This is a genomic window from Streptomyces sp. NPDC053673, from assembly GCF_055585225.1.
This window is the reverse complement of sequence record NZ_JBVJKN010000002.1, coordinates 248625-269842: the sequence shown is the minus strand read 5'-3', so window position 1 is coordinate 269842 and position 21218 is coordinate 248625. Positions and strand designations below refer to the sequence as shown.

Annotated in this window: 17 protein-coding genes and 1 pseudogene; 10 read left to right on the top strand and 8 right to left on the bottom strand. The window is 71.5% G+C overall.

Annotated elements, in window-relative coordinates; all coding sequences use genetic code 11:
* Positions 1–155 precede the first annotated feature (155 nt).
* Together ACZ6ZQ_RS04460 and ACZ6ZQ_RS04455 are read left to right on the top strand one after the other, a co-directional pair.
* Entirely contained in the window at positions 156–2387 is a 2232-nt protein-coding gene (locus ACZ6ZQ_RS04460) for an acetate--CoA ligase family protein (RefSeq protein ID WP_469767050.1), read from the top strand.
* A gap of 139 nt (positions 2388–2526) precedes the next feature.
* Positions 2527–3339 carry an enoyl-CoA hydratase/isomerase family protein gene (locus ACZ6ZQ_RS04455; RefSeq protein ID WP_469767049.1) on the top strand — a complete coding sequence of 271 codons (813 nt, stop codon included), beginning with the start codon at positions 2527–2529 and terminating at the stop codon, positions 3337–3339.
* Between the two features lie 469 nt (positions 3340–3808).
* On the opposite strand, the gene ACZ6ZQ_RS04450 is transcribed toward ACZ6ZQ_RS04455, so the two are convergent.
* Entirely contained in the window at positions 3809–4630 is an 822-nt protein-coding gene (locus ACZ6ZQ_RS04450; RefSeq protein ID WP_469767048.1) for a C40 family peptidase, read from the bottom strand.
* 527 nt (positions 4631–5157) lie between these two features.
* Between ACZ6ZQ_RS04450 and ACZ6ZQ_RS04445 the strand changes: the two genes are divergently transcribed.
* Positions 5158–5667 carry a hypothetical protein gene (locus ACZ6ZQ_RS04445; protein WP_469767047.1) on the top strand — a complete coding sequence of 170 codons (510 nt, stop codon included), beginning with the start codon at positions 5158–5160 and terminating at the stop codon, positions 5665–5667.
* Positions 5668–5941: 274 nt separating this feature from the next.
* Here the strand turns inward: ACZ6ZQ_RS04445 and ACZ6ZQ_RS04440 are convergent, their stop codons facing one another.
* Positions 5942–6553, bottom strand: a complete 612-nt coding sequence (locus tag ACZ6ZQ_RS04440) for a phosphoribosylanthranilate isomerase (protein WP_469767313.1) — start codon at positions 6551–6553, stop codon at positions 5942–5944.
* A gap of 433 nt (positions 6554–6986) precedes the next feature.
* On the opposite strand from ACZ6ZQ_RS04440, the gene ACZ6ZQ_RS04435 reads away from it, so the two are divergent.
* Together ACZ6ZQ_RS04435 and ACZ6ZQ_RS04430 are read left to right on the top strand one after the other, a co-directional pair.
* Positions 6987–8963, top strand: coding sequence for a YncE family protein (locus ACZ6ZQ_RS04435; protein ID WP_469767046.1), 1977 nt, complete (start codon positions 6987–6989; stop codon positions 8961–8963).
* A 253-nt stretch (positions 8964–9216) separates the two neighbouring features.
* Positions 9217–9813, top strand: coding sequence for a flavin reductase family protein (locus ACZ6ZQ_RS04430; protein WP_469767312.1), 597 nt, complete (start codon positions 9217–9219; stop codon positions 9811–9813).
* 161 nt (positions 9814–9974) lie between these two features.
* Here the strand turns inward: ACZ6ZQ_RS04430 and ACZ6ZQ_RS04425 are convergent, their stop codons facing one another.
* Positions 9975–11303 (bottom strand): MFS transporter, encoded by a 1329-nt coding sequence (locus tag ACZ6ZQ_RS04425; RefSeq protein WP_469767045.1) that lies wholly within the window; start codon positions 11301–11303, stop codon positions 9975–9977.
* A 152-nt stretch (positions 11304–11455) separates the two neighbouring features.
* Here ACZ6ZQ_RS04425 and ACZ6ZQ_RS04420 point away from each other — a divergent pair, with 152 nt between their 5' ends.
* Positions 11456–12460: a GlxA family transcriptional regulator gene (locus ACZ6ZQ_RS04420; RefSeq protein ID WP_469767311.1), complete on the top strand. Its 1005-nt coding sequence runs from the start codon at positions 11456–11458 to the stop codon at positions 12458–12460.
* Between the two features lie 116 nt (positions 12461–12576).
* Here the strand turns inward: ACZ6ZQ_RS04420 and ACZ6ZQ_RS04415 are convergent, their stop codons facing one another.
* Positions 12577–13815 (bottom strand): MFS transporter, encoded by a 1239-nt coding sequence (locus tag ACZ6ZQ_RS04415; protein WP_469767044.1) that lies wholly within the window; start codon positions 13813–13815, stop codon positions 12577–12579.
* Between the two features lie 96 nt (positions 13816–13911).
* Positions 13912–14352 carry an NUDIX hydrolase gene (locus tag ACZ6ZQ_RS04410; RefSeq protein WP_469767043.1) on the bottom strand — a complete coding sequence of 147 codons (441 nt, stop codon included), beginning with the start codon at positions 14350–14352 and terminating at the stop codon, positions 13912–13914.
* Between ACZ6ZQ_RS04410 and ACZ6ZQ_RS04405 the strand changes: the two genes are divergently transcribed.
* Positions 14353–14742, top strand: coding sequence for a hypothetical protein (locus ACZ6ZQ_RS04405; protein WP_469767042.1), 390 nt, complete (start codon positions 14353–14355; stop codon positions 14740–14742).
* Positions 14743–14874: 132 nt separating this feature from the next.
* Here ACZ6ZQ_RS04405 and ACZ6ZQ_RS04400 read toward each other — a convergent pair whose 3' ends face one another.
* Both ACZ6ZQ_RS04400 and ACZ6ZQ_RS04395 read right to left on the bottom strand, forming a co-directional pair.
* On the bottom strand, positions 14875–15927 hold the full coding sequence (locus ACZ6ZQ_RS04400; protein ID WP_469767041.1) for a Zn-dependent alcohol dehydrogenase: 1053 nt from the start codon (positions 15925–15927) through the stop codon (positions 14875–14877).
* A complete protein-coding gene (locus ACZ6ZQ_RS04395) occupies positions 15924–17099 on the bottom strand; it encodes an acyl-CoA dehydrogenase family protein (protein WP_469767040.1) in 1176 nt (391 codons plus the stop codon). The genes ACZ6ZQ_RS04400 and ACZ6ZQ_RS04395 overlap by 4 nt, the downstream gene beginning before the upstream one ends.
* Before the next feature lie 143 nt (positions 17100–17242).
* Between ACZ6ZQ_RS04395 and ACZ6ZQ_RS04390 the strand changes: the two are divergent.
* Both ACZ6ZQ_RS04390 and ACZ6ZQ_RS04385 read left to right on the top strand, forming a co-directional pair.
* Positions 17243–17474 (top strand): annotated as a pseudogene (locus ACZ6ZQ_RS04390) (transposase); the annotation flags it as partial.
* A gap of 73 nt (positions 17475–17547) precedes the next feature.
* Positions 17548–18756, top strand: coding sequence for an RNA-guided endonuclease InsQ/TnpB family protein (locus ACZ6ZQ_RS04385; RefSeq protein ID WP_469767039.1), 1209 nt, complete (start codon positions 17548–17550; stop codon positions 18754–18756).
* Positions 18757–19049: 293 nt separating this feature from the next.
* Here the strand turns inward: ACZ6ZQ_RS04385 and ACZ6ZQ_RS04380 are convergent, their stop codons facing one another.
* Positions 19050–19961, bottom strand: a complete 912-nt coding sequence (locus ACZ6ZQ_RS04380; protein WP_469767038.1) for an SDR family NAD(P)-dependent oxidoreductase — start codon at positions 19959–19961, stop codon at positions 19050–19052.
* A 99-nt stretch (positions 19962–20060) separates the two neighbouring features.
* On the opposite strand from ACZ6ZQ_RS04380, the gene ACZ6ZQ_RS04375 reads away from it, so the two are divergent.
* Positions 20061–21005: a cyclase family protein gene (locus tag ACZ6ZQ_RS04375; RefSeq protein ID WP_469767037.1), complete on the top strand. Its 945-nt coding sequence runs from the start codon at positions 20061–20063 to the stop codon at positions 21003–21005.
* The last annotated feature ends 213 nt before the right edge of the window (positions 21006–21218 follow it).

The window sequence follows — 21218 nt, the reverse complement described above, 5'->3', positions numbered from 1 at the left end:
AGGAGACCGGGAGCCACCGGGCACCGTTACGGAGTCCCGCGCGGACCAGGCGCCCGGTAGCCAGTACGTGCACGACAGTTCCTGACTGTTCGTCAGTTCTGTAATCTGACTATGCGTCAGTTGACTTGGCCGACGAGCAAGGAGCGGGCGGAACGATGCTTGGATCGACCCACGGCACCCTTACGACCGATCTCCGCGCCCGGGTGGTGGCCTGCGGAGAGCAGCCCCGTAACGCCGTCCACGACACCGCGGCGATCACCGCCGTCGCCGGTGATCTGGACGTCAGCGGCCGCCCCCTGTACACGCCCGTCCCCGATCTCGACCGGTTCTTCCGGCCCGAGTCCGTCGCGGTCATCGGCGCCTCCGACGCCGAGGGCAGGCCGAACACCGGGATCACCCGGCAGCTGATCGGCTGGGCCGAGCGCGTGGGCGCCCGGCTGCATCCGGTGCATCCGACCCGTACCGCCGTCTTCGGGCTGCCCTGCGTCCCCTCCGTCGCGGACCTGCCCGAGCCGGTCGACCTCGCCGTGCTGCTCGTCGGCGACCCGCTGCCCGTGATCGAGGAACTCGCCCAGACAAAGGTGAAGTTCGCCGTGGCCTTCGCGTCAGGGTTCGCCGAGACCGGTGAGGCGGGCGCGGCCGCCCAGCGGCGGCTCGCTGCGGCCGTGGAGCGCTCCGGGCTGCGGCTGCTCGGACCGAACACCAACCTCAATGCCTTCGAGACGTTCCGCGACGACCTCGAAGGGCCCGCCATCGCGCTGATCACCCAGTCCGGCCACCAGGGCCGCCCGGTGTTCACCCTGCAGGAGCTGGGCGTACGGCTCTCCCACTGGGCACCCACCGGCAACGAGGCCGACCTGGAGACCGCCGACTTCATCTCGTACTTCGCGGGCCGGCCCGAGGTCGGGGCCATCGCCTGCTACGTGGAGGGGCTCAAGGACGGACGCTCCTTCCTGCTCGCCGCCGACCGGGCGGCCCGCGCGGGCGTCCCGGTCGTGGCAGTCAAGGTCGGCAGGACCGAGACCGGCGCACGCATGGCCGCCTCACACACCGGCAAACTCACCGGCGCCGACCAGGTCGTGGACGCGGCGATGCGGCAGTACGGAGTGATCCGCGTCGACGGGCTCGACGAACTCCAGGACACCGCTGCCCTGCTGGCACGGGCACGCAAACCCCGGACCGACGGCGTCGTCGTCTATTCGATCTCCGGCGGCACGGGCGCGCACTTCTCGGATCTCGCGACCGCGGCCGGGCTGCGGCTGCCGCCGCTGTCCGAGGCCAAGCAGGCAGAGCTGCACCAGTGGATACCGGAGTATCTGAACGTCGCCAATCCCGTGGACAACGGCGGGCACCCTGTGGGCGACTGGCGCGGCCCGAAGATCATCAACGCGATCCTCGCCGACCCGCAGGTCGGCGTGCTGATCTGCCCGATCACCGGTCCCTTCCCGCCCATGAGCGACAAGCTCGCCCAGGACCTCGTGGACGCGGCCGAGTCGACGGACAAGCTGGTGTGCGTGGTGTGGGGCTCGCCGGTCGGTACGGAGGAGGCGTACCGCACCACACTGCTCGGCTCCTCGCGGGTGGCCACCTTCCGCACGTTCGGCAACTGCATCACCGCGGTCAAGGCCTACCTCGACCACCACCGCTTCACCACCGGCTACCGCTCCCCCTTCGACGAGGCGCCCCGCACCCTCTCCCCCTCCTTCCGCAAGGCACAGGCCCTGCTCCGCCCCGGCCACCGCCTCAGCGAGCACTCCGCCAAGCAGTTGCTGCGGGCGTACGGCATTCGCGTACCGCGCGAGCAGCTGGTGACCAGCGCGGCGGCGGCGGTACGGGCCGCGGGCCTGGTCGGCTATCCGGTGGTGATGAAGGCGTCCGGCACCCGGCTCGCGCACAAGACCGAGCTCGGCCTGGTGAAGATCGGGCTGACCTCGGCCAGCCAGGTGCGCGACGCCTATCGCGATCTGACCGACATCGCCCGCTACGAGGACGTCGACCTGGACGGGATCCTGGTCTGCCAGATGGTGGAGCGGGGCGTCGAGATGGTCGTCGGCGTCACACAGGACGCCCTCTTCGGGCCGACGGTGACGGTCGGCCTGGGCGGGGTACTGGTGGAGGTGCTCCAGGACGTGGCGGTCCGCGTCCCGCCGTTCGGCGAGGACCAGGCCCGCTCGATGCTCGGCGAACTGCGCGGGCGGGCCCTGCTGGACGGGGTCAGGGGCGGGCCTCCGGTGGATGTGGACGCGCTCGTCGAGGTCGTCCTGCGGGTCCAGCGGATGGCGCTCGAGCTCGGCGGGGACCTCTCCGAGCTGGACATCAACCCGCTGATGGTGCTGCCGCGTGGGCAGGGAGCGGTGGCGCTGGACGCGCTCGCCGTTTGCCGCTGAGCGAAGGACGACCGCCAGGCCGACGAAGACCGCCGCGCCGACGAAGACCGCCCGGCCGACGAGCACCACCAGGCCGAACACGACGACGATCAGAACAAGAACGAGAACGAAGACGAAGACGAACCGGAGCCGCACCCCCATGACTTCTCCCCCCGAAGAGTCCGTTGAGTCATTGGTACTGCACGCCACTGACAACGGCGTCTCGTGGATCACCCTCAACCGGCCCGCAGCCATGAACGCCGTCACCTGGGCCCAGCGGGAGCGGATCATCGCGCTGCTCTCCGACGCCTCCGCCGACCCGGAGGTACGGGCCGTCGTGATCACCGCCACCGGCAAGGGCTTCTGCGCCGGAGCGGACCTGCGCGGGGCGCCCTCGTCCGGGGAGCGCGTGCCGGGCGATGTCGCCCGTACGATCCGGCTCGGCGCGCAGCGCTTCATCGCGGCCGTACTGGACTGCGAGAAGCCGGTGATCGCAGCGGTGAACGGGACGGCCGCGGGTATCGGCGCCCATCTCGCGTTCGCCTGCGATCTGGTCCTGGCGGCCGAATCCGCCCGGTTCATCGAGGTGTTCGTACGGCGCGGGCTCGTCCCGGACGGTGGCGGCGCGTATCTCCTGCCGCGGCTGATCGGGCCGCAGCGCGCCAAGGAGCTGATGTTCTTCGGGGACGCGCTGCCGGCGGCCGACGCCGAGCGGATGGGACTGGTCAACCGGGTCGTGGCGGCGGAGGAGCTGGAGAAGACCGCCCGTGAATGGGGCGAACGGCTCGCCCAGGGCCCGACGCGGGCCCTCGCCCTCACCAAGCAGCTCGTGAACGCGTCTCTCGACACCGACCGCGCCACCGCGTTCGCCGCCGAGGCATCGGCGGTGGAGATCAACATGACCACCGCCGACGCGAACGAGGGCGTGGCGGCCTTCGTCGAACGCCGCACGCCCACGTACCGCGGGCGCTAGGCCGTGTTTGAGAACCAGCGCCGTCCGCCCGTAGGGCGGGGCTCGCGGCGTCTGGTGCGTGCAGTCGCAAGGCGGTGGGGGCACCTCCCAGGCGCAGCTCTGGGGGAGATCATCCTCGTACTGGACGTACGTGGATGACTCCGACAACGCAGCGTGGGGGCACCTCCCGTGCCCGAAGGGCTACGGGGGAGTGCGTGCCAGGCGTCGCGGGCCAGGCGGGAGTTCTCAAACACGGCCAAGTGCCGACACCACCGCGCCGGAACTCGGGTTCTGGCCCAGCTTCTGGCTGAGGCGGTTCACAGCGGGCTGACGGCGGCGGGCCTGCACCCAGGCGTCGATGGTGGCGGCGTCGCCGCCGCAGGCGCGGACGAAGGCGATCAGGAGCTCTTCGCGGGGGAGGTCCTGCCATGCCAGCGCGCTGGAGAGCGTGGCGCGTGGCAGCGCGTCGCCGACGTCGTCCTCTCCGCGATCAGCGGGTGATGTGGCGGTAGCTGACGACGTCGGAGGGATCCGTCAGCGGTGCGACGGTGACGGTGCGTCCGGGGCGAGGGGCGTGGATGACCCTGCCGTCGCCGATGTAGAGCTGGACGTGGCCGCCGCCGCGGGTGATGACCAGGTCGCCGGGGACGAGCTTGGCGCGGGTGGTGGCTTTCCCGGCGTCGACCTGGTCCCAGGTGGTGCGCGGCAGTTGCACCCCGGCCTTCTGCCACGCGCGCATCACCAGGCCCGAGCAGTCGAACCCACGCGGCCCGGTGCCGCCCCAGACGTAGGGCTTGCCCACCTGGGCCTTGGCGAAGGCGACCGCCGCGGCGCCGCCCTTCGCGGGCCGCTTCTTGCCCGCGGTACCGGGCTTCTTCGGCGCAGGCGCGGGCAGGTGGGACGCATCGCCCCTCGGCTCATGACCGGCGGGGCCGGCTGCGGACGGCACGCGCAGGGTGTCGTCGGCGTAGATCAGGGTCGAGGCACCCAGGTTGTTCAGCTTCTGGAGGGCTTCGACGCTCGTGCCGTGCTTCTGGGCCTGGGCGTAGAGGGTGTCACCAGGCCGCAGCGCGACCTTCTTCACCGCGGCGGGCCTGGCCGCGTCCCGGCCGGGGCGGGGCTCGGCCGGCTTGTCGGGGTTCTCCACCGGGTGCGGCAGCGGCGGCTCGGGTGCGGTGGGGTCCTGAGGCTCGAGACTCGCCGGCGGCCGCCCAGCCGACGACGACCCGTCCGGCTCGTGTACGGCCAGGCCCGCACCGAGCAACAGGAACAGCGCGAACAGCACCATCAGGAACGGAATCGCCCACCACACCTCCCGCTCGCCGCTCCTGCGAGACGCACGGGCCCGCGGGCGCCTGTGGGAAACCGGGGCCCCTGCCCGCCTCGGTGCCTGTCGGCCGGGCATCGTCAACGTCTGCTGTGCCATGACAACCTCCTTCAGGGGCCCCGTAGTTCGCGGCCCGAGAAGGAGGCTCTTCCGCCTCGAAGGTGTCCCGCCAGATCTTCAGGAGTCCGGGACAGTCCGGGTCCGTCCGCCGGTGGAAAACCGCTGGCGGCGGTGGGGGAAATACGCTCGGACACCCCATCTGACCAGCACAGACGACTCCGGACTGTCCCGGCCGCCGCACTTCCTTGCCCGGGCCCCGACCCGGCGGCGAGGCTTCTTGCACCGCCCCGCACCGCCAGGCGGCGCCCCCAGTCGAAGGCGCCGTCACGCGCTGCCGGGTCGGCCCTGCCGCCCGCTGGTGTCGACGACCGCAGGCAGGCGCAACCACAGCCGAGGCCACGTCAACAAGCCCGGCTCATCCCGCACCAGCCCTGAGCTCAAGGAGCATCAGCATGCGTATCGCACGATCCCGGAAGACCCGCTCGCTGGCGGTGGCCGTTGCTGCCGCGGGCCTGCTGACCGGCGGCGTCACCGCCGGTACCAGCACCGGCCTCTTCACGACCGCCTCCTCCGGAAAGCCCAGCGACAGCATCGCCAACGTGGCGGCCGCCCAGCAGAAGTCCAAGCGCTGCCAGGGCTCTGCCGTCGGCCACCCCGGCGGGTGGTCTGTAGGACTCTCCGACTGCGCGTTCATCGGAGGTACGAAGACCACCACGTTCACCTACGAGCTGTGGGGCGACAGGCTCTTCGAGCGGCAGCGCAGTCAGGTCGAGGTGTTCGGCATCGCGCCGAACGGCAAAGGCACGTGGTACAAGGCCGGCGTCATCGCGGGCGGCGACGACCAGGAGACCACCTTCATCAAGGTGCCCTGGGGCAACAGCGCAGCCACACCGAAGATCCGCATCAAGGTGAGCGCGACAGGCGGCGCCCTCATCACCAAGGTCATGTTCGCCCACCACTGACCAAGTCACACACAGCCGCCTCGCCTCAGCGGACAACCGGGGCGAGGCGGCGCCCCGGTTCGCCGAAACGGTGCGGGCAGCGGCGACGCCGACGTGCCTGCCTGACCCATCCCGAGGCGGGTTCGCCCTCGGCGTCGCCGGACCGCTCGGGGCTTCGGCCACGAGCCACTTCAGAGCCTCGGCGCTGTCAGAACAGCGGGATCATCTCGGTCGTCGGCGCCTCGCCGTCAGCGCCTCGCCGTCGGCGTCAGGGCTGGACGGCGCCCAGCACCCGTCACTTCCTATCGGCGCTGCGGGCGGCGGCGATGAACGCCGTGATCAGCTCGGGGCTCTTGACGCCCCGGCTGATCTCGATCCCGCTGGAGACGTCCACACCCCATGGACGGGCCCCACGCACCGCCTCCGCCACATTGTGCGGACCGAGTCCCCCGGCGAGCAGCCACGGCAGGCCGGGCGTCGGCAGCCGGCTCCGCGACCAGTCCCACACCTCGCCCGCGCCCGGCACCGGAGCGTCGAGCAGCAGGATGTCCTCGCCGCGCTCCCCGTGACGCGGCACGTCGCCCCGTACGGCGACCCCCCGGATCAGGGTCCGCCCGGCCGGCCGCAGCGCGTCGTAGAAGGCGAGGTCCTCGTGCCCGTGCAGCTGTACGGCGCGCATCCCGCTCGCGTTCAGCAACTCCCGGACCTCCTCCAGGGGCTGGTCGCGGAAGACTCCGACCGTCATGGTCCCCTCCGGTACGCGCCGTGCCAGCCGGTGTGCGGTCTCGGCGTCCACGCGGCGCGGGCTGTCGGCGAAGACGAAGCCGATCGCGTCGGCGCCCGCCTCGACGGCGGTGTCCACGTCCTGCTCGGTTCGCAGACCACAGACCTTGATGAACAATGCGATGCCCTTCTGCTGCTCCGTAACCGCCGCGGTCGCGCCCGTCCTGCCGCCGCTCCACAGTCACCGCGGTCGCGCCCGTCCTGCCGCTGCCCCGTAACCGCCGCTGCTCTCCGCCGCCACGCTACTCGGCTGCCGCCGCAGCACCCACCGACGTCAGTCCTTCCGCAGGATCCGCAGGTCCCCCGCGTCCGGATCCGCCTCCCTCGAACACGCGTGGGCATAGACGCAGCTGGTGTCTCTTCGATCAGTGGCGGAAGGCTTGGGCCGGCTGCCCACCGGCACGAAAACCGGCTCCTCAGGTGTCATTGCCATGCCATAGGCTGCGCTCGGCCGCGCATCACGCGTCGATGAGCGACGTGGGGGGATCGCGCGCTGTCTTTCTTCTTCTCCCGGCCTTGTGCCGGATTTCTTCGTGGGGGTACGAATCACTGTGCGCATGCGCAGCACCTCAGCCGCGACCGCGCTCGCGGTCCTCTTCAGCTCGGTGGCACTGGCCGCGAGCACGGCGGGCACGGCAGCAGCCGACTCCGCCAAGGTCCTTCCGCTCTCCGCCGTCGGCGACATCGTCGTGGACGGCGCGCACCAGCGCGTCTTCATCAGCGATCCGCAGCGGGGCCAGATCATCTCCACCGACTACGCCGGCACGGTCCTCGCGACTGTCAGCGCGCTGCCCGGCGTGGAGGGACTCGCTCTCAATGCTGCGTCGGACCGCCTGTACGCGGCCGTCCCCGGCAGTGACACCATCGTGGCGCTCGACACGGCGACTGCCGCCGTGACCGGCCGGTTTCCCATCGGCAGCGGTACCGACCCGCGGAGCCTCGCCATCGTCGGTGACAAGGTCTGGTTCGGGTACGGCCCGGCCGGCGACGGCGACATCGGCTCGCTGGACATGGCCGGCACCGAGCCTGTCGTGACTCTCGACCAGGCGCAGGCCAGCGGCTGGTACAGCGCACCGCTGCTGGCCGCTGCTCCGGGCGCACCCGGCAAGCTCGCGGCGGCGGACCGGTACGGCTCGCCCGGCGCGCTGCGCGTGTACGACGTCACGTCGGGCCAGGCGACCCAGACCGCGGCGGCCGGTGCCTCCGGCCGGATCGCCGACGCCGCGTTCACCCCGGACGGCAGCAAGATCATCACCGCGACGCCGGGTGGCACCCACACGGTCTGGCAGAGTTCCGACCTGTCCGAAGCCGGCGCGTACGAGACCAAGACGCATTACGCGAACGGTGTTGCCGTCGCCGCCGACGGCGCGGTCGCGGCCGGCACGGACTCGTGGTACGAGCCGGACGTGCACGTCTTCCTGCCCGGTGGCACGAGCCCGGTGCGGCGTTACGACTTCCCCAACACCGGGACCTCCAGCGGCGCCGACACCCTCGCCGAAGGCGCCCTGGCCTGGGAGCCGGCGGGGCGCCGCCTGTTCGCGGTGTCCGGCAACAACCAGGGCGTGTACTCGCTGCGTTCCTTCACCGACGCCACCAAGTCGGTGCCGCAGATCACGGTGACCGCCCCGTCCACTGCGAGCCGGGCGCAGGCGCTCACGGTCAAGGGCAAGGTCACCGCGACCGTGCCGCTGCCGGCCGGGACGCCGCTGACCGTGACCCGGTTCGACCTGGAGACCCCGGCGGGCAGGACGCTGGCTCCGGTGAAGACGGACGCCGCGGGCGCGTTCTCGTTCGCCGACACCCCGCTGGTCGGCGGAAAGGTCACCTACAAGGTGTCGTACTCCGGCGACGCGACGCGCGCCGCGGCCTCCGGGTCCTCGTCGGTCGAGGTCTCCCGTGCGGCGGTCTCGCTCACACTGAACCAGAACGGCACTGTCCACGCACAGGGCGCCGACGTGAAGTTCACGGCCCGGCTCGGCAACACGTACAAGAACCGCGTCGTCGAGATCTGGACCGACCCGTACGGCGCCGACGCACCCAAGCGGCTGCTCAGGCGGGGGACGGTTGACGCCAACGGCTACCTGTCGGTGGTGGTGGACATGACCCGTGACACCACAGTCACGGCCGTGTTCGCGGGCGACGCCCGCTATGCATCGAAGACCGTGAAGTCGACCGCGTACGCAAAGGTGCGGATCGCGACGACGCTGTCCGGGCACTACAAGACGGCCACGATCAACGGCGTCGGGCACCACTACTTCCGCAAGACCGCGAACCCGCTGGTCACCACGACCATGTCGTACTACGCGGGCCGCAAGCAGCGGCTGGAGCTCCAGGTGTACTACCAGGGCCAGTGGTACAGCAGCAGCGAGTACTTCGCGCTGAGCACCAGCGGGGTCTCCCGGGTGAACCTCGGGGCGCCGGGGCAAGCCGGCATCCGCGCCCGCGTGCGCTCGTCGTACATCGACCCCTCGTCGGGCGACAGCGCCAACTACACCACGCACGGCGGCTGGAAGTACCTGTACTTCACCAACTGACCGTTGTGGAGCCCGGCTCCGCATGCTCCACAGCTCCGCTCCGCGGGCGGTCACGCCGCCGCCTGCGGAGCGGCCGAGTCGGCGACGGCTGCCCAGCGCGTGTGCGGGTCGGGGCCGTGCCAGTGGGAGAAGACTCCAGGCCCAGGCCGGCCGGACCGGAAGGTGCCTGCCGGACACCGGCACAGCCGGCGGCAAGCCCCTTCCGATCTGACGATCCGTCAGCTTCAATGGAGGGGTGATGGGACATGCCGGGATGGCGGCCACCGCCGTCCGCTACCTCAGGTCGGTGGGCGCCCCCGCGGCCACCGAGCCGTTCGACGCCCTGCCGCGCCCGGAGCTGCGGACCGTCGGCGACGACGAGCGGCTGCCGGTCGACTCCGGCGAATTCCGCCGCGTGCTCGGCCACTTCGCGAGCGGCGTCACCGTGATCACGGCCCAGGACCCCGAGGACGACAGCCCCGCCGGCTTCGCCTGCCAGTCCTTCGCCTCCCTGTCCCTCGACCCGCCCCTGGTCGCCTTCATGGTCGCCCGTACGTCGACGACCTGGCCGCGCATCGCCCGCGCCGGGGCGTTCTGCGTCAACATCCTGGGCGCCGGGCAGGGCGAGCTGTGCCGCGCCTTCGCGGTGAGCGGCGCGGACAAGTTCGCGGGCGTCTCCCACGCGCCCGCCCCCATGACGGGATCGCCGCGGCTCGACTCCGTACCGGCCTGGATCGACTGCACGATCCGCACGGTCCACACGGGCGGTGACCATCTGATCGTGGTGGGGCGGGTGGAGGCGCTGGGCGCGGAGCCGGAGGGGGAACCACTCCTGTTCCACCGGGGGCGCTTCGGCCGGTTCAGCGCCTGAGGGTCAGCGCCTGGGACCCACGAGCCGCCGGCATCTGCACCGAGCCGCCTCCGCCGCGCAAATGGGCAATGAACACCTCACCCTGAACGGGCACATGCAACATCGACGGAATGTTGCATCGGATGCGATTCACCCCGTTTCCGGTAAGGCCGCCACGCGCGTCAGACCGCCGGTGCCGCCATCGCCGGTGCCACCCGCCGCCGCCTGATCACCAGCGCCATCAGCGCCGCCGCCGCGCACAGCGCGCCCGACGCGTACCAGACCACGTCGTACGAATGGAAGACGTCCCGCGCCAGACCGCCCGCGAAGGCGACGATCGCCGCGCCGACCTGGTGGGAGGCGAGGACCCAGCCGAAGACGATCGCGCTGTCGTCGCCGTAGTGCTCACGGCACAGGGCGATCGTCGGCGGGACGGTGGCCACCCAGTCGAGGCCGTAGAAGACGATGAAGAAGATCATCGGCGGTTGTACGGACGGGGCGAGCAGCATCGGCAGGAAGAGCAGCGAGATGCCGCGCAGCGCGTAGTAGACGGCCAGCAGCCGTCGCGCGTCGAAGCGGTCCGTGAACCAGCCGGAGGCGATCGTGCCGACGACGTCGAAGACGCCGATCACCGCGAGCAGCGAGGCAGCCGCCGTGATCGGCATGCCGTGGTCGTGGGCAGCGGGGACGAAGTGGGTCTGGACGAGGCCGTTCGTCGAGGCGCCGCAGATCGCGAAGGTGCCGGCCAGCAGCCAGAAGGGGCCGGTGCGGGCGGCCGAGAAGAGGACCGCGAGCGTACGGCGGGCGGCGCCCGGCACCGGGGGCGGCTTGGGGACGAACGCCGTGGCTCCGTACGGGGCGAGGCCCACGTCCGCCGGGTGGTCCCGCAGCAGCAGCCATACGAACGGAACGACGGCGAGCGCGGCCAGCGCGACCGTGACGGCGGCCGGGCGCCAGTGGTGCTCCTGGACGATCCACGACAGCAGGGGCAGGAAGATCAGCTGCCCGGAGGCCGCGGCCGCCGTCAGGACGCCGGTGACCAGGCCACGGCGTTCGGTGAACCAGCGGTTCGTCACCGTCGCCGCGAAGGCCAGCGCCATCGAGCCGGTGCCGAGCCCGACGAGCAGCCCCCAGGTGAGCAGCAGCTGCCAGGCCGCCGTCATCCACACCGTCAGGCCCGAGCCGAGCGCGATGACCGTCAGCGCCACGGCGACGACCTTGCGGATGCCGTACCGGTCCATCAGCGCGGCGGCGAACGGTGCGGTGAGCCCGTACAGCGCGAGGTTGATGGAGACCGCGAGCCCGATCGTGCCGCGCGACCAGCCGAACTCCTGCTGCAGCGGGTCGATCAGCAGCCCCGGCAGCGAGCGGAAGGCGGCGGCGCCGATGATCGCCACAAAGGTGACGGCGACGACGAACCACGCGCGGTGGATGCGAAAGGGGCGACGGACGGCTTCCGGGGCCGGGGCGGCGGTGGGGAGATCGCTTGTCTGGGTCACGTCACCCAGCATCCGGGGGCTGGTGATCGCGGGCGAGTGGCCCGAAGGACAGCATTCGATAGGATCGGGCCATGGCCTCTACGCAGCAGCCGACGCAGTCGATGCCGCCGAAGCAGTCGAAGCAGTCGATACAGCTGACGCCGCCGACACAGCCGAAGCAGCCGATGCCGCCGACACAGCCGATGGGCAGCACACCGCCGCACCGGGTCGTCGTCCTCGCCCTCGACGGCTGCCTCCCCTTCGAGCTGGGTATTCCGCAGCGCATCTTCGGCCGCGCGGCCGACCCGTGGGGGCGGAAGCTGTACGACGTCGTCACCTGCTCGGTGCGCCCGCCCGGCCCGGTCCGTACGGACGCCGATTTCGCCGTGCTCGTCGAGAACGGTCCTGAGGCACTGGCCACCGCCGACACCGTGATCGTGCCCGCGTCGTACGAACTCGGCCCCGTCTACAAGGAGGGCCGGCTCACCCGGGAGCTGGCCGCCGCCTTCGCGGGGCTGCGGCCCGGCACGCGGCTGGTGTCCATCTGCACGGGCGGGTACGTACTGGCCGCGGCGGGGTTCCTCGACGGGCGGCCCGCCACGACGCACTGGTCGGCCGCCGAGCACTTCCAGCGGCTGTTCCCGGCCGTCAAGGTCGACGCGGACGTCCTCTTCATCGACGACGGCGACGTCCTCACCTCGGCGGGCGTGGCCGCGGGCATCGACCTGTGCCTGCACATCGTGCGCCGCGACCACGGCACGGCGGTCGCCAACGACGTGGCGCGCCGTACGATCGTCCCGCCGCACCGTGACGGCGGCCAGGCCCAGTACATCCACCGGCCCGTCCCCGAGCCGCAGCTCGCGACGACCTCGGACGCACGCGCCTGGGCGCTGGCCCATCTCCATGAACCGATCCAGCTGCGCGACCTCGCCGAGCAGGAGTCCATGTCCGTACGCACCTTCACGCGCCGCTTCCGCGAGGAGGCCGGCGTCAGCCCCGGCCAGTGGCTCACCCAGCAACGCGTGGAGCGCGCCCGGCACCTGCTGGAGTCCACGGAACTCTCCATGGACCGGGTCGCCCGCGACGCGGGCTTCGGCACCGCCCAGTCCATGCGCCAGCACGTCCAGGCCGCGCTCGGCGTCCCACCGACGGTCTACCGCCGCACGTTCCGCACGGCGACGCCGCACTGACGGTGCACTGATGGTGCGGCTGGGGATGGGGCCCCAGACCCCACACCCCCTGAAGCGCGAGTGCCGCGGTGGAGCCCCGGTTGCGGAGCCCCGGTCAAGGGACGCCGGACGCGGTTCTAGCGCGTCGGCTCCCGGTCGCCCGTCGCCCGCTCCGCACCGGGCAGTGACGACGGTCCGGGTGCCGCGGCACGCGCCGCGCGGGACGTGTGTCGTTCTCCCACCGCGCCCACCACCGTGAGCAGCAGCGTGAGACCGACACCCGCGAGGATCGCGGTCGAAGGGGCGACGACCTTCAGCAGGCCGCCGGCGAGGGTGCCGCTCGCGGCGTAACCCGCGCCCACCGCCGCGTACATCACCGAGTACCCGGCCGCGAGGGCGCTCGGCGGCAGAACCTCGCGGAGGGTCAGATTGCGGCTGAGCATCGCGCCCGCCTGGAGGACACCGGCGACCGTGAGGCACGCCGCGATCCAGGGCGTGCCCGGGGCGACGGCGGCCAGGGCCACGCAGCCCGCGATGACGAGCAGCAGGAACAGGCTCTGCGTCGGCAGCCGGCCCGGCCAGGTGCGCAGCCCGTACACGAATGCGCCCGCCGCCGAGCCGATCGACAGGCCGGCGAGGAGCGGACCCGCCCAGCCGATGCCGATGCCGCGCTGCTCCAGGAGTGCGGGGAGAACGAGTTCGGCGAGGGCGAGCAGGGTCATGCTCGCGGCGCCGGTGACGTACACCGGCCAGGCCCGCGCCATGATCCGCAGCATGGGTTGGCCGGCGCGGTCGTCCTCGCCCGAACTCCAGCCCACGGGCAGCGCCCACAATCCGCCGACGGACGCGGCCATCAGCGCGGAGACGAGCAGCAGCGGCGCGTACGGCGCGACACCCAGCGCGAGCGCGGCGGCGATGGCGGGCGAGGCCGCCCAGATGCCGAAGGTGAGGACCGTCTCCAGGCTCATCGCCTGGGCCACGGCCCGTTCCGGCACCAGGCTGGTGAGCAGGGCCCGCAGCCCGCCCGGTGCCGCGGCCGGCCCTGCCCCGGCGAGGAAGGCGCACGCGCCGAGCACCACAGGATGTGCCGAGTGCAGGATGCCGAGCGCCCCGAACCCGCACGCGCCCACCGCGAGTCCGGCCGCCAGCTGCGGCCTCGCCCGCTCCGCCCGCATCCGCATCCCGAGCACCGGCGCCCCGATGATCTCCCCGACGACGTACACGGCGGCGAGCACGGCCCCCAGGGTGTAGCCCCCGGGCCGCTCGCGCACCAGAAACACCATCGCGAGCGGCGCCATCGCCACCGGCATCCGCGCGCCGACGGCGACGGCTCCCCAGACGAGGACGGGTCTGCTGATGATCTCTCGGTACGACATGGACCGACGCTATCCGCCACCCCGCGGGCGGGCTCAACCCCTTACTGCGGGCTGTGTTTGCTGTCGGCCGCCATTGCCGTTCAGCCACTTTTGCTGTCAGCCGAGATACGGCTGGTCGCGGTGATCCAGGAAGTGCTGGAGTCGAAGGCGCTGCGTGTGATGCATCGGTAGTTCCTCAAGCTCCTCCGCGCGAACGAACCGGAGTTCCGTGGACTCGTCGGAGATCGCCAGTTGGCCGCCGGTGATCCGGGCGGTGAAGCAAACGTTGAACTGCCGACGTACCTCGCCGTCTGTGTAGGCGATGATGTGCTTCGGGTCGGTATACGTGCCGACCAGACCCGTGACCTCCACATCCAAGCCGGTCTCTTCCTTGACCTCGCGAACGGCCGTTCCGGGCAGGGAATCCGTGAGATCCATGCCGCCTCCGGGCAGCGCCCACAGGTCGTTGTCGCGTTCTCCCCGCACTCGGCGTTCATGCTCATGCGCAATCAGCGCACGGACCTGCGGATCTACCGCGATGTGGTCCGGGACGAGCATGTGCCCGCCGAGTCCGTCACGCGCCTGTCGCCATGGGCGGTGACAGGAGACGACTGGGCGGCCCAGTTCGCCATCGGGCTCCAGCTCCGCAACGTCTGGCGGACCCGGCACGACAACCCCGACGTCGGCGGCGTCGCCTCCCGGCTCTGGCTCGCCACCACCGACGCCACGTCCTGGGCGGCCGTGGACTGGTACGGCCGGACCGACGAGCGGTTCACCGTGTGGGAACACGGCCCCCGACGGCTGTGGAGCGAAGTCGAGGCGGCCCATTGGTGGTGGCGCCACGTCGGCAGACCCGACCCTGACCGCTTCGGCATGACCGTGACTCATGACAGCCGGCACACCGCATGGCTCGACTCACCGGACCACCCCGCGCCCACCATGGGCTGAATCCGCATCAGCCGGAGACGTGGACGGTCTCGGGGTGCCGTCCGCTGGCACACCCGTAGGAGGCGCGGGCGCACGGGGACGGTACCCCGGCCGAATACGAGCCCCCGGCTGAGCCGAGGGCAAGCCCCCGGCTCAGCCGAAGGTGAGCACCCCCCGCGCCACCCGCCCGTGCTCCGCGTCGTCCGCCGCCTTCGCGAAGTCCTCCACCGGGTACGTCTCGGTAACCAGCTCGTCGAGCAGCAGCCGTCCCTCCTGGTACAGCCGCGCATAGAGGGCGATGTCGTGCTGCGGGCGCGAGGAGCCGTATCGGCAGCCCAGGATCGACTTGTCGAGGAACATCGCCGCCGGGAGGAACGTCGCCTCCGCCGTCGGGGCGGGCATGCCGAGCAGGACGGCCTGCCCGTGCCGGTCGAGCAGGTCGATCGCCTGTCGGACCAGTCCCGTGTGGCCGACGCACTCGAAGACGTGCGCGGCGCCGTCGGGGAGGATCTCCCGTACCCCGTCCACCGACGTGAGGAAGTGCGTCGCGCCGAAGAGCCGTGCCGCCTCCTCCTTCGCCGGATTCGCGTCGACCGCGACGATCGTGAGCGCGCCCGCGATCCGCGCGCCCTGCAGCACATTGAGGCCGATGCCGCCGGTCCCGATGACGACGACGGTGTCCCCCAGTGCGACCTTCGCCCGGTTGAGCACGGCCCCGACGCCGGTGAGGACGCCGCAGCCGATCAGCGCGGCGGACATGAGCGGGATGCTGTCGGGGATCTTCACCGCCTGGACGGCCTGCACCAGTGTCCGTTCCGCGAACGCCGAGTTGGACGCGAACTGGAACAGTGGCTTCCCGGCCCGTGAGAACGGCTGCCCCGGCCTCCCGATCGCCTTGCGGCACATCGTCGGCCGGCCCCGGTCGCACTCGGCGCACGCCCCGCAGTTGGCGAGCGTCGACAGCGACACGTGGTCGCCGGGCGCGACATGGGTGACGCCCGGGCCGACCGCCTCGACGACACCCGCGCCCTCGTGCCCGAGAACCACCGGCGCGGGGAACGGGATCGTCCCGTCGATCACCGACAGATCGCTGTGGCACAGCCCGGCCGCGGCCACGGCGACCAGCACCTCGCCCGGGCCCGGGTCCCGTATCTCCAGGTCGTCGACCACCTCGACCCGCACACCGTCGAACACGACACCTCTCACCGCAGCTCCCTGGGTAGGCCGAGCACGCGCTCGGCGATGATGTTCCGCTGGATCTCGTCCGAGCCGCCGTAGATCGTGTCGGCGCGGGTGAAGAGGAACAGCCGCTGCAGTGCGTCGAGTTCGTACGCGGGCGACCACGCGCCCGGCCCGGACGCGGCGGCCGCGCCCCGTACGGCCATGGCCAGCTCGCCGAGCCGCTGGTGCCAGCTGCCCCACAGCAGTTTGGCGACGCTCGGCGCGCCGGGGTCGTCCGGACCGCCCAGTGTGCGCAGGGCGTTCCATCTCATGGTGCGCAGTTCGGCCCACTGGCGTACGAGGCGGTCGCGGAGCACCGGGTCGGTGACGGCGCCGCTGTCGACCGCTAGTCGTACGATCCGGGCCAGCTCCTCCTCGAAGCCGATCTGCTGGACGAGCGTGGAGACGCCCCGTTCCAGCGCGAGCAGGCCCATCGCGACCTGCCAGCCGTTGCCCTCGCCGCCGACCACTTCGGCGGCCTCGGCCCCGTCGAGGAAGACCTCGTTGAACTCGCTGGTCCCCGACATCTGCCGGATGGGCCGTACGTCGACGCGGCCCGGCTGGTCCATCGGCACGAGCAGGAACGACAGCCCGTGGTGGCGGGCCGAGCCGGGCTCGGTGCGGGCGAGCACGAAGCACCAGTGGGCCTCCCGGGCGAGCGAGGTCCAGATCTTCTGGCCGGTCACCCGGTATCCGTCGCCGTCCCGCACGGCAACGGTACGGAGCGACGCGAGGTCCGAGCCGGCGCCGGGCTCGCTGTAACCCTGGCACCACAGCTCCTCGCCGCGCGCGATGCCCGGCAGGAAGCGGGCCTGCTGCTCCTTGCTGCCGTAGGCGATCAGGGTGGGCGCGAGCAGGTTCTCCCCGATGTGCCCGACCCGGCCGGGGGCGCGGGCGCGGGCGTACTCCTCGGCCCATACGACCTGCTGGGTGAGGGTGGCCCGCCGGTTGCCGTGGTCCGCGTCCCAGCCGAGCCCGATCCAGCCGTCCCGCCCGAGTTCCTGCTCCCAGGCGAGGCGGGTGGCGGCCCGCTCGTGCTCGCTGCCGGGGCCGCCGCGGCCTGCGGTGGCCGCGAACTCACCGATGAGGTGGGCCCCCAGCCAGGCGCGGGCGTCCCGCCGGAAGGCCTGGTCGTCGCGGCTGAACTCGAAGTCCATCAGGTCTCCTTCGAGGGGACCACCGGCTTCAGCCGGTGGGGGAATCGAATGCCCCCTTGGGGGCTGGACCGGCGTAGCCGGGGCTGCCCCCTCACACGTACGTGTGGGGTTCAGGGGACCAGGGCTTGACATATCTGCGACGTATGTATGGTCGCTGTGTGGCTGTGACCGGGAAGGTTCGCCGGCTTTCCGGCGGCGTGCATGACCTCGGGCTGCACGTGGTGCGGTGCCCGCACGTCCCGAAGTCGTCGGCCTCGTACGTCGCGAACCAGTCCGTGGGCTTCACCTCCCGCGTGTTGCGGGAGGAGTTCGGGCACCTGCGGTCGAAGCTACCTGCGCTGTGGTCGCCGTCGTACTTCGCGGCGTCCGTCGGCGCGGTGAGCGCCGAGACAGTGCAGCCAGTACATCGACACCCAGTGGGAACGCCCCTGGAGGAAGGGGACAGTTCGTGATCCGCGCGTACAAGTTCCTCCTGCGTCCCACGGCCCGGCAGGCGCAGGCGATGACGGAGATGCTGCGGGATCACTGCTCGCTCCACAACGGAGCGTTGCAGGAACGCCGCGATGCTTACCGGCACGCTTCGAAGACCACCGTCCGGTACGGATACCAGTCCGCGCAGCTCAGGGAGATCAGGGCGTTCGACCCGGAGCGTCAGGGCGGCTGGTCGTTCTCGTCCCAGCAGGCCACCCTGCGCCGCCTCGACAAGGCGTTCCAGGCGTTCTTCCGCCGAGTCAGGGCCGGGGAGAAGCCCGGGTACCCCCGGTTCAAGGGCGTCGGGCACTTCGACACGGTCGTCTTCCCGAAGGACGGTGACGGCTGCCGCTGGGACTCCACCCCGCACGACCCGCAGACCCGCGTCCGCCTCCAGGGCGTCGGGCACATCCGTGTCCACCAGCACCGGCCCGTGCGGGGCCGTGTGAAGACGATCAGCGTCAAGCGCGAGGGCAACCGCTGGTACGTCGTCCTCGCCTGCGACGATGTGCCCGCCGAGCCCCTGCCGCCTACTGGCGCGGTCGTCGGCATCGACATGGGCACCACGCACTTCCTGACCACCTCGGACGGCGCACACGTCGCGAACCCGAAGTTCCGCGACGCGGCGGCGGACGAGCTGGCCGACGCGCAGCGGCACCTCGCAACGTTCCCCAAGCGCACCAGGCAGCGCACCAAGAAGCACCGTGCCGCCGCCCGGAAGGTCACCAAGCTCCACGCGAAGATCCGGCGGCAGCGCCTCGACTTCCACCACAAGACCGCCCGCGCGCTGATCCGCGGCCATGACGTGATCGCGCACGAGCGACTCAACACCGCGGGCATGACGAAAGCGCCCGCGCCCAAGCCCGACCCCGGCACGCCCGGCGCGTTCCTGCTGAACGGCGCCGTCGCGAAGGCCGGGCTGAACCGCAAAATCCTCGACGCGGGTTGGGGACAGTTCCTGACGATCCTGGCGAACAAGGCTGAGAGTGCCGGTCGCCTGACGATCCCGGTGGACGCCTGCAACACCTCCCGCACGTGCCTCGAATGCGGGCACGTCGCGAAGGAGAACCGCGTCACCCAAGCAAAGTTCCAATGCAGGGCGTGCGGCTTCACCGCGAACGCGGACCACGTCGGCGCGACGAACGTCCTCAACAGGGCCGGGCTGGCCCTCTGCGACGTGGCCTAGCCACCGACACAGGAAGCCCGCGCGTTTACGCGTGGGTGGAGTCACCTGCGCCTCCTGTTGTGAGGGGATATTTCCCCAACCCCCGGCCTTCCCAAAGCCCTGCCGGGGGTGGGTGGGGGTCGGGGTGGGGATGACGCCCCACACCCCGCTTGCGCCTGCTTCGCGGCGCGGAGCCCGCTGGGGGTCCCCAGGCCGAAGTCCTCGGAGGAGGAACGGGTGGGCACACCCCCGGTGCCGGGCGCCGATTCGTCGAGCGCCCACCCCGGTCCCGCGCCCCGGCGCGCGCCGCACGCCTACGCGTTCGGCCGCTCCCCGGACGCCGCCGCCCTCGCCATCTCCTCCAGCTGTGCCAGCATCGGCATCGGGTCCGTCCCCACCGTCCCCGGCAGGAAGTCCGCGATCTTCTCCGGCGTCCACGCGCCCTCCGCGTACCCGGCGCGCAACTCGCGCGGCTGCGCCCACACCGCGATCTTGGGTCCGGCGATCGTGTAGACCTGCCCGGTGATCTTCTCGGCGCGTGCCCGCTCGGAGAGGAGATAGACGACGAGCGCCGCCACGTCCTCCGGCTCGCCGATCTCCTTGAGCTCCATGGGGACGTTCGCGGACATGCGCGTACGGGCGACGGGTGCGACCGCGTTGGCCGTCACCCCGTACTTATGCAGCCCGAGAGCCGCGCTGCGCACGAGCGAGATGATTCCGCCCTTCGCCGCCGAGTAGTTGGCCTGCGCGACCGACCCCTGGTGGTTGCCGCTGGTGAAGCCGATCAGTGTCCCGCCGCCCTGCTTGCGCATGACCGCCGACGCCGAGCGGAAGACGGTGAAGGTGCCCTTCAGATGGGTGGCGACGACCGGGTCCCACTCCTCCTCCGACATGTTGAACAGCATGCGTTCGCGCAGGATGCCCGCGACGCACACGGCCCCGTCGACACGCCCGTACCGCGCCAGCGCCGTATCGACGATCCGCTGGCCGCCCGCCATCGTCGAGATGTCGTCCGCGACGGCGACGGCTTCTCCTCCCGCCGCCTGGATCTCCTTGACCACGGCCTCGGCGACCTCCGACGCGGGCTCGCCGCCCCCGATCGAGACGCCGTAGTCGTTGACGACGACCTTCGCTCCCTCGGCGGCGCAGGCGAGGGCGACGGCGCGGCCGATGCCGCGCCCGGCGCCGGTGACGGCGACGACCTTGCCTGCCAAGAAGTTCCCCACGTCCGGCCCCTTCCCGCAGTTTCTGACGGACCGTTAGATTTTATGGGCCGTCAGACACCCGAGCACAAGACCCTGGACCCCGGGACCTCAGGAGGACCGATGTCACAGCCGACCCTGCCGACCCTGCCGCCTGAGTTCCACGACATCGCAAAACGCGTCAACAACTGGGGGCGTTGGGGCGCCGACGACGAGATCGGGACGCTGAACCTGATCACGGACGAGGTGGTGCGGCAGGCCGCCACGGAAGTACGGACCGGCCGCCGCATCCCGCTCGCGCTGCCCCTCAAGCAGGACGGGGTGCAGACCGGGATGATCCCGGGCCGGGTGAACCCGCTGCACACCATGGTCCAGATCAACCAGGAGCTGTTCGGCCCCGGAACCGTCGCCACCAGCGACGACGCCGTGACGATGGGGCTGCAGGCGGCCACCCACTGGGACGCGCTGACCCATGTCTCGCACTCGGGGAAGATCTACAACGGGCGCTCCGCCGACACCGTCACCGCCCACGAAGGGGCCCGCTTCAGCGGCATCGACAAGGTCCGCACGCTCGTCTCGCGCGGCGTGCTGCTCGATGTGGCGCGCGCCAAGGGCACGGACCGGCTGCCCGGCGGCCACGCCCTCACACCCGAGGACCTGGCGGAGGCCGAGGAGTTCGGGGGTGTACGGGTGCGTGCCGGCGACATCGTGCTCGTACGGACGGGCCAGATGCAGGTGTATCTGAGCGGGGACAAGCACGGGTACGGCTATCCGTCACCAGGGCTGTCCATCCGCACACCCGAGTGGTTCCACGCCCGCGATGTCGCCGCCGTCGCGAACGACACCCTGACCTTCGAGATCTTCCCACCGGAGACCGAGAACCTGTGGCTGCCGGTACATGCGCTGGATCTGGTGGAGATGGGCATGCTGCAGGGGCAGAACTGGAATCTGGAGGAGTTGTCCGCAACCTGCGCGGAGGAGGAGCGGTACGCCTTCCTGCTCTCCGCGACGCCCGAGCCGTTCGTGGGCGGTACGGGAACGCCGGTCGCTCCCGTCGCGCTTCTCTGAACAGCCGCGCTTCTCTGAACAGTCGCGCTTCTCCGGGCTGTCGCGCTTCTCCAGGCAGTCGCGCCTCTCCGGGCAGTAGCGCTGCTCCAGGCAGCCGCGCTTCTCCGGGCAGCGGGGTGGCGGGGCTCTCGTGCGCGCCCCGAGCACGGCACGGTGCGGCCCGCCACCCGGTGACCTCTTCGCAGCGCGTCAGGCGGTGCGTGTCCGACGGGA

Coding starts and splice junctions, on each gene's coding strand:
- ACZ6ZQ_RS04460 (WP_469767050.1), top strand. CDS start 156: ATGCTTGGATCGACCCACGGCACCCTTACGACCGATCTCCGCGCCCGG.
- ACZ6ZQ_RS04455 (WP_469767049.1), top strand. CDS start 2,527: ATGACTTCTCCCCCCGAAGAGTCCGTTGAGTCATTGGTACTGCACGCC.
- ACZ6ZQ_RS04445 (WP_469767047.1), top strand. CDS start 5,158: ATGCGTATCGCACGATCCCGGAAGACCCGCTCGCTGGCGGTGGCCGTT.
- ACZ6ZQ_RS04435 (WP_469767046.1), top strand. CDS start 6,987: ATGCGCAGCACCTCAGCCGCGACCGCGCTCGCGGTCCTCTTCAGCTCG.
- ACZ6ZQ_RS04430 (WP_469767312.1), top strand. CDS start 9,217: ATGGCGGCCACCGCCGTCCGCTACCTCAGGTCGGTGGGCGCCCCCGCG.
- ACZ6ZQ_RS04425 (WP_469767045.1), bottom strand. CDS start 11,303: ATGCTGGGTGACGTGACCCAGACAAGCGATCTCCCCACCGCCGCCCCG.
- ACZ6ZQ_RS04420 (WP_469767311.1), top strand. CDS start 11,456: ATGCCGCCGACACAGCCGATGGGCAGCACACCGCCGCACCGGGTCGTC.
- ACZ6ZQ_RS04415 (WP_469767044.1), bottom strand. CDS start 13,815: ATGTCGTACCGAGAGATCATCAGCAGACCCGTCCTCGTCTGGGGAGCC.
- ACZ6ZQ_RS04410 (WP_469767043.1), bottom strand. CDS start 14,352: ATGCTCGTCCCGGACCACATCGCGGTAGATCCGCAGGTCCGTGCGCTG.
- ACZ6ZQ_RS04395 (WP_469767040.1), bottom strand. CDS start 17,099: ATGGACTTCGAGTTCAGCCGCGACGACCAGGCCTTCCGGCGGGACGCC.
- ACZ6ZQ_RS04375 (WP_469767037.1), top strand. CDS start 20,061: ATGTCACAGCCGACCCTGCCGACCCTGCCGCCTGAGTTCCACGACATC.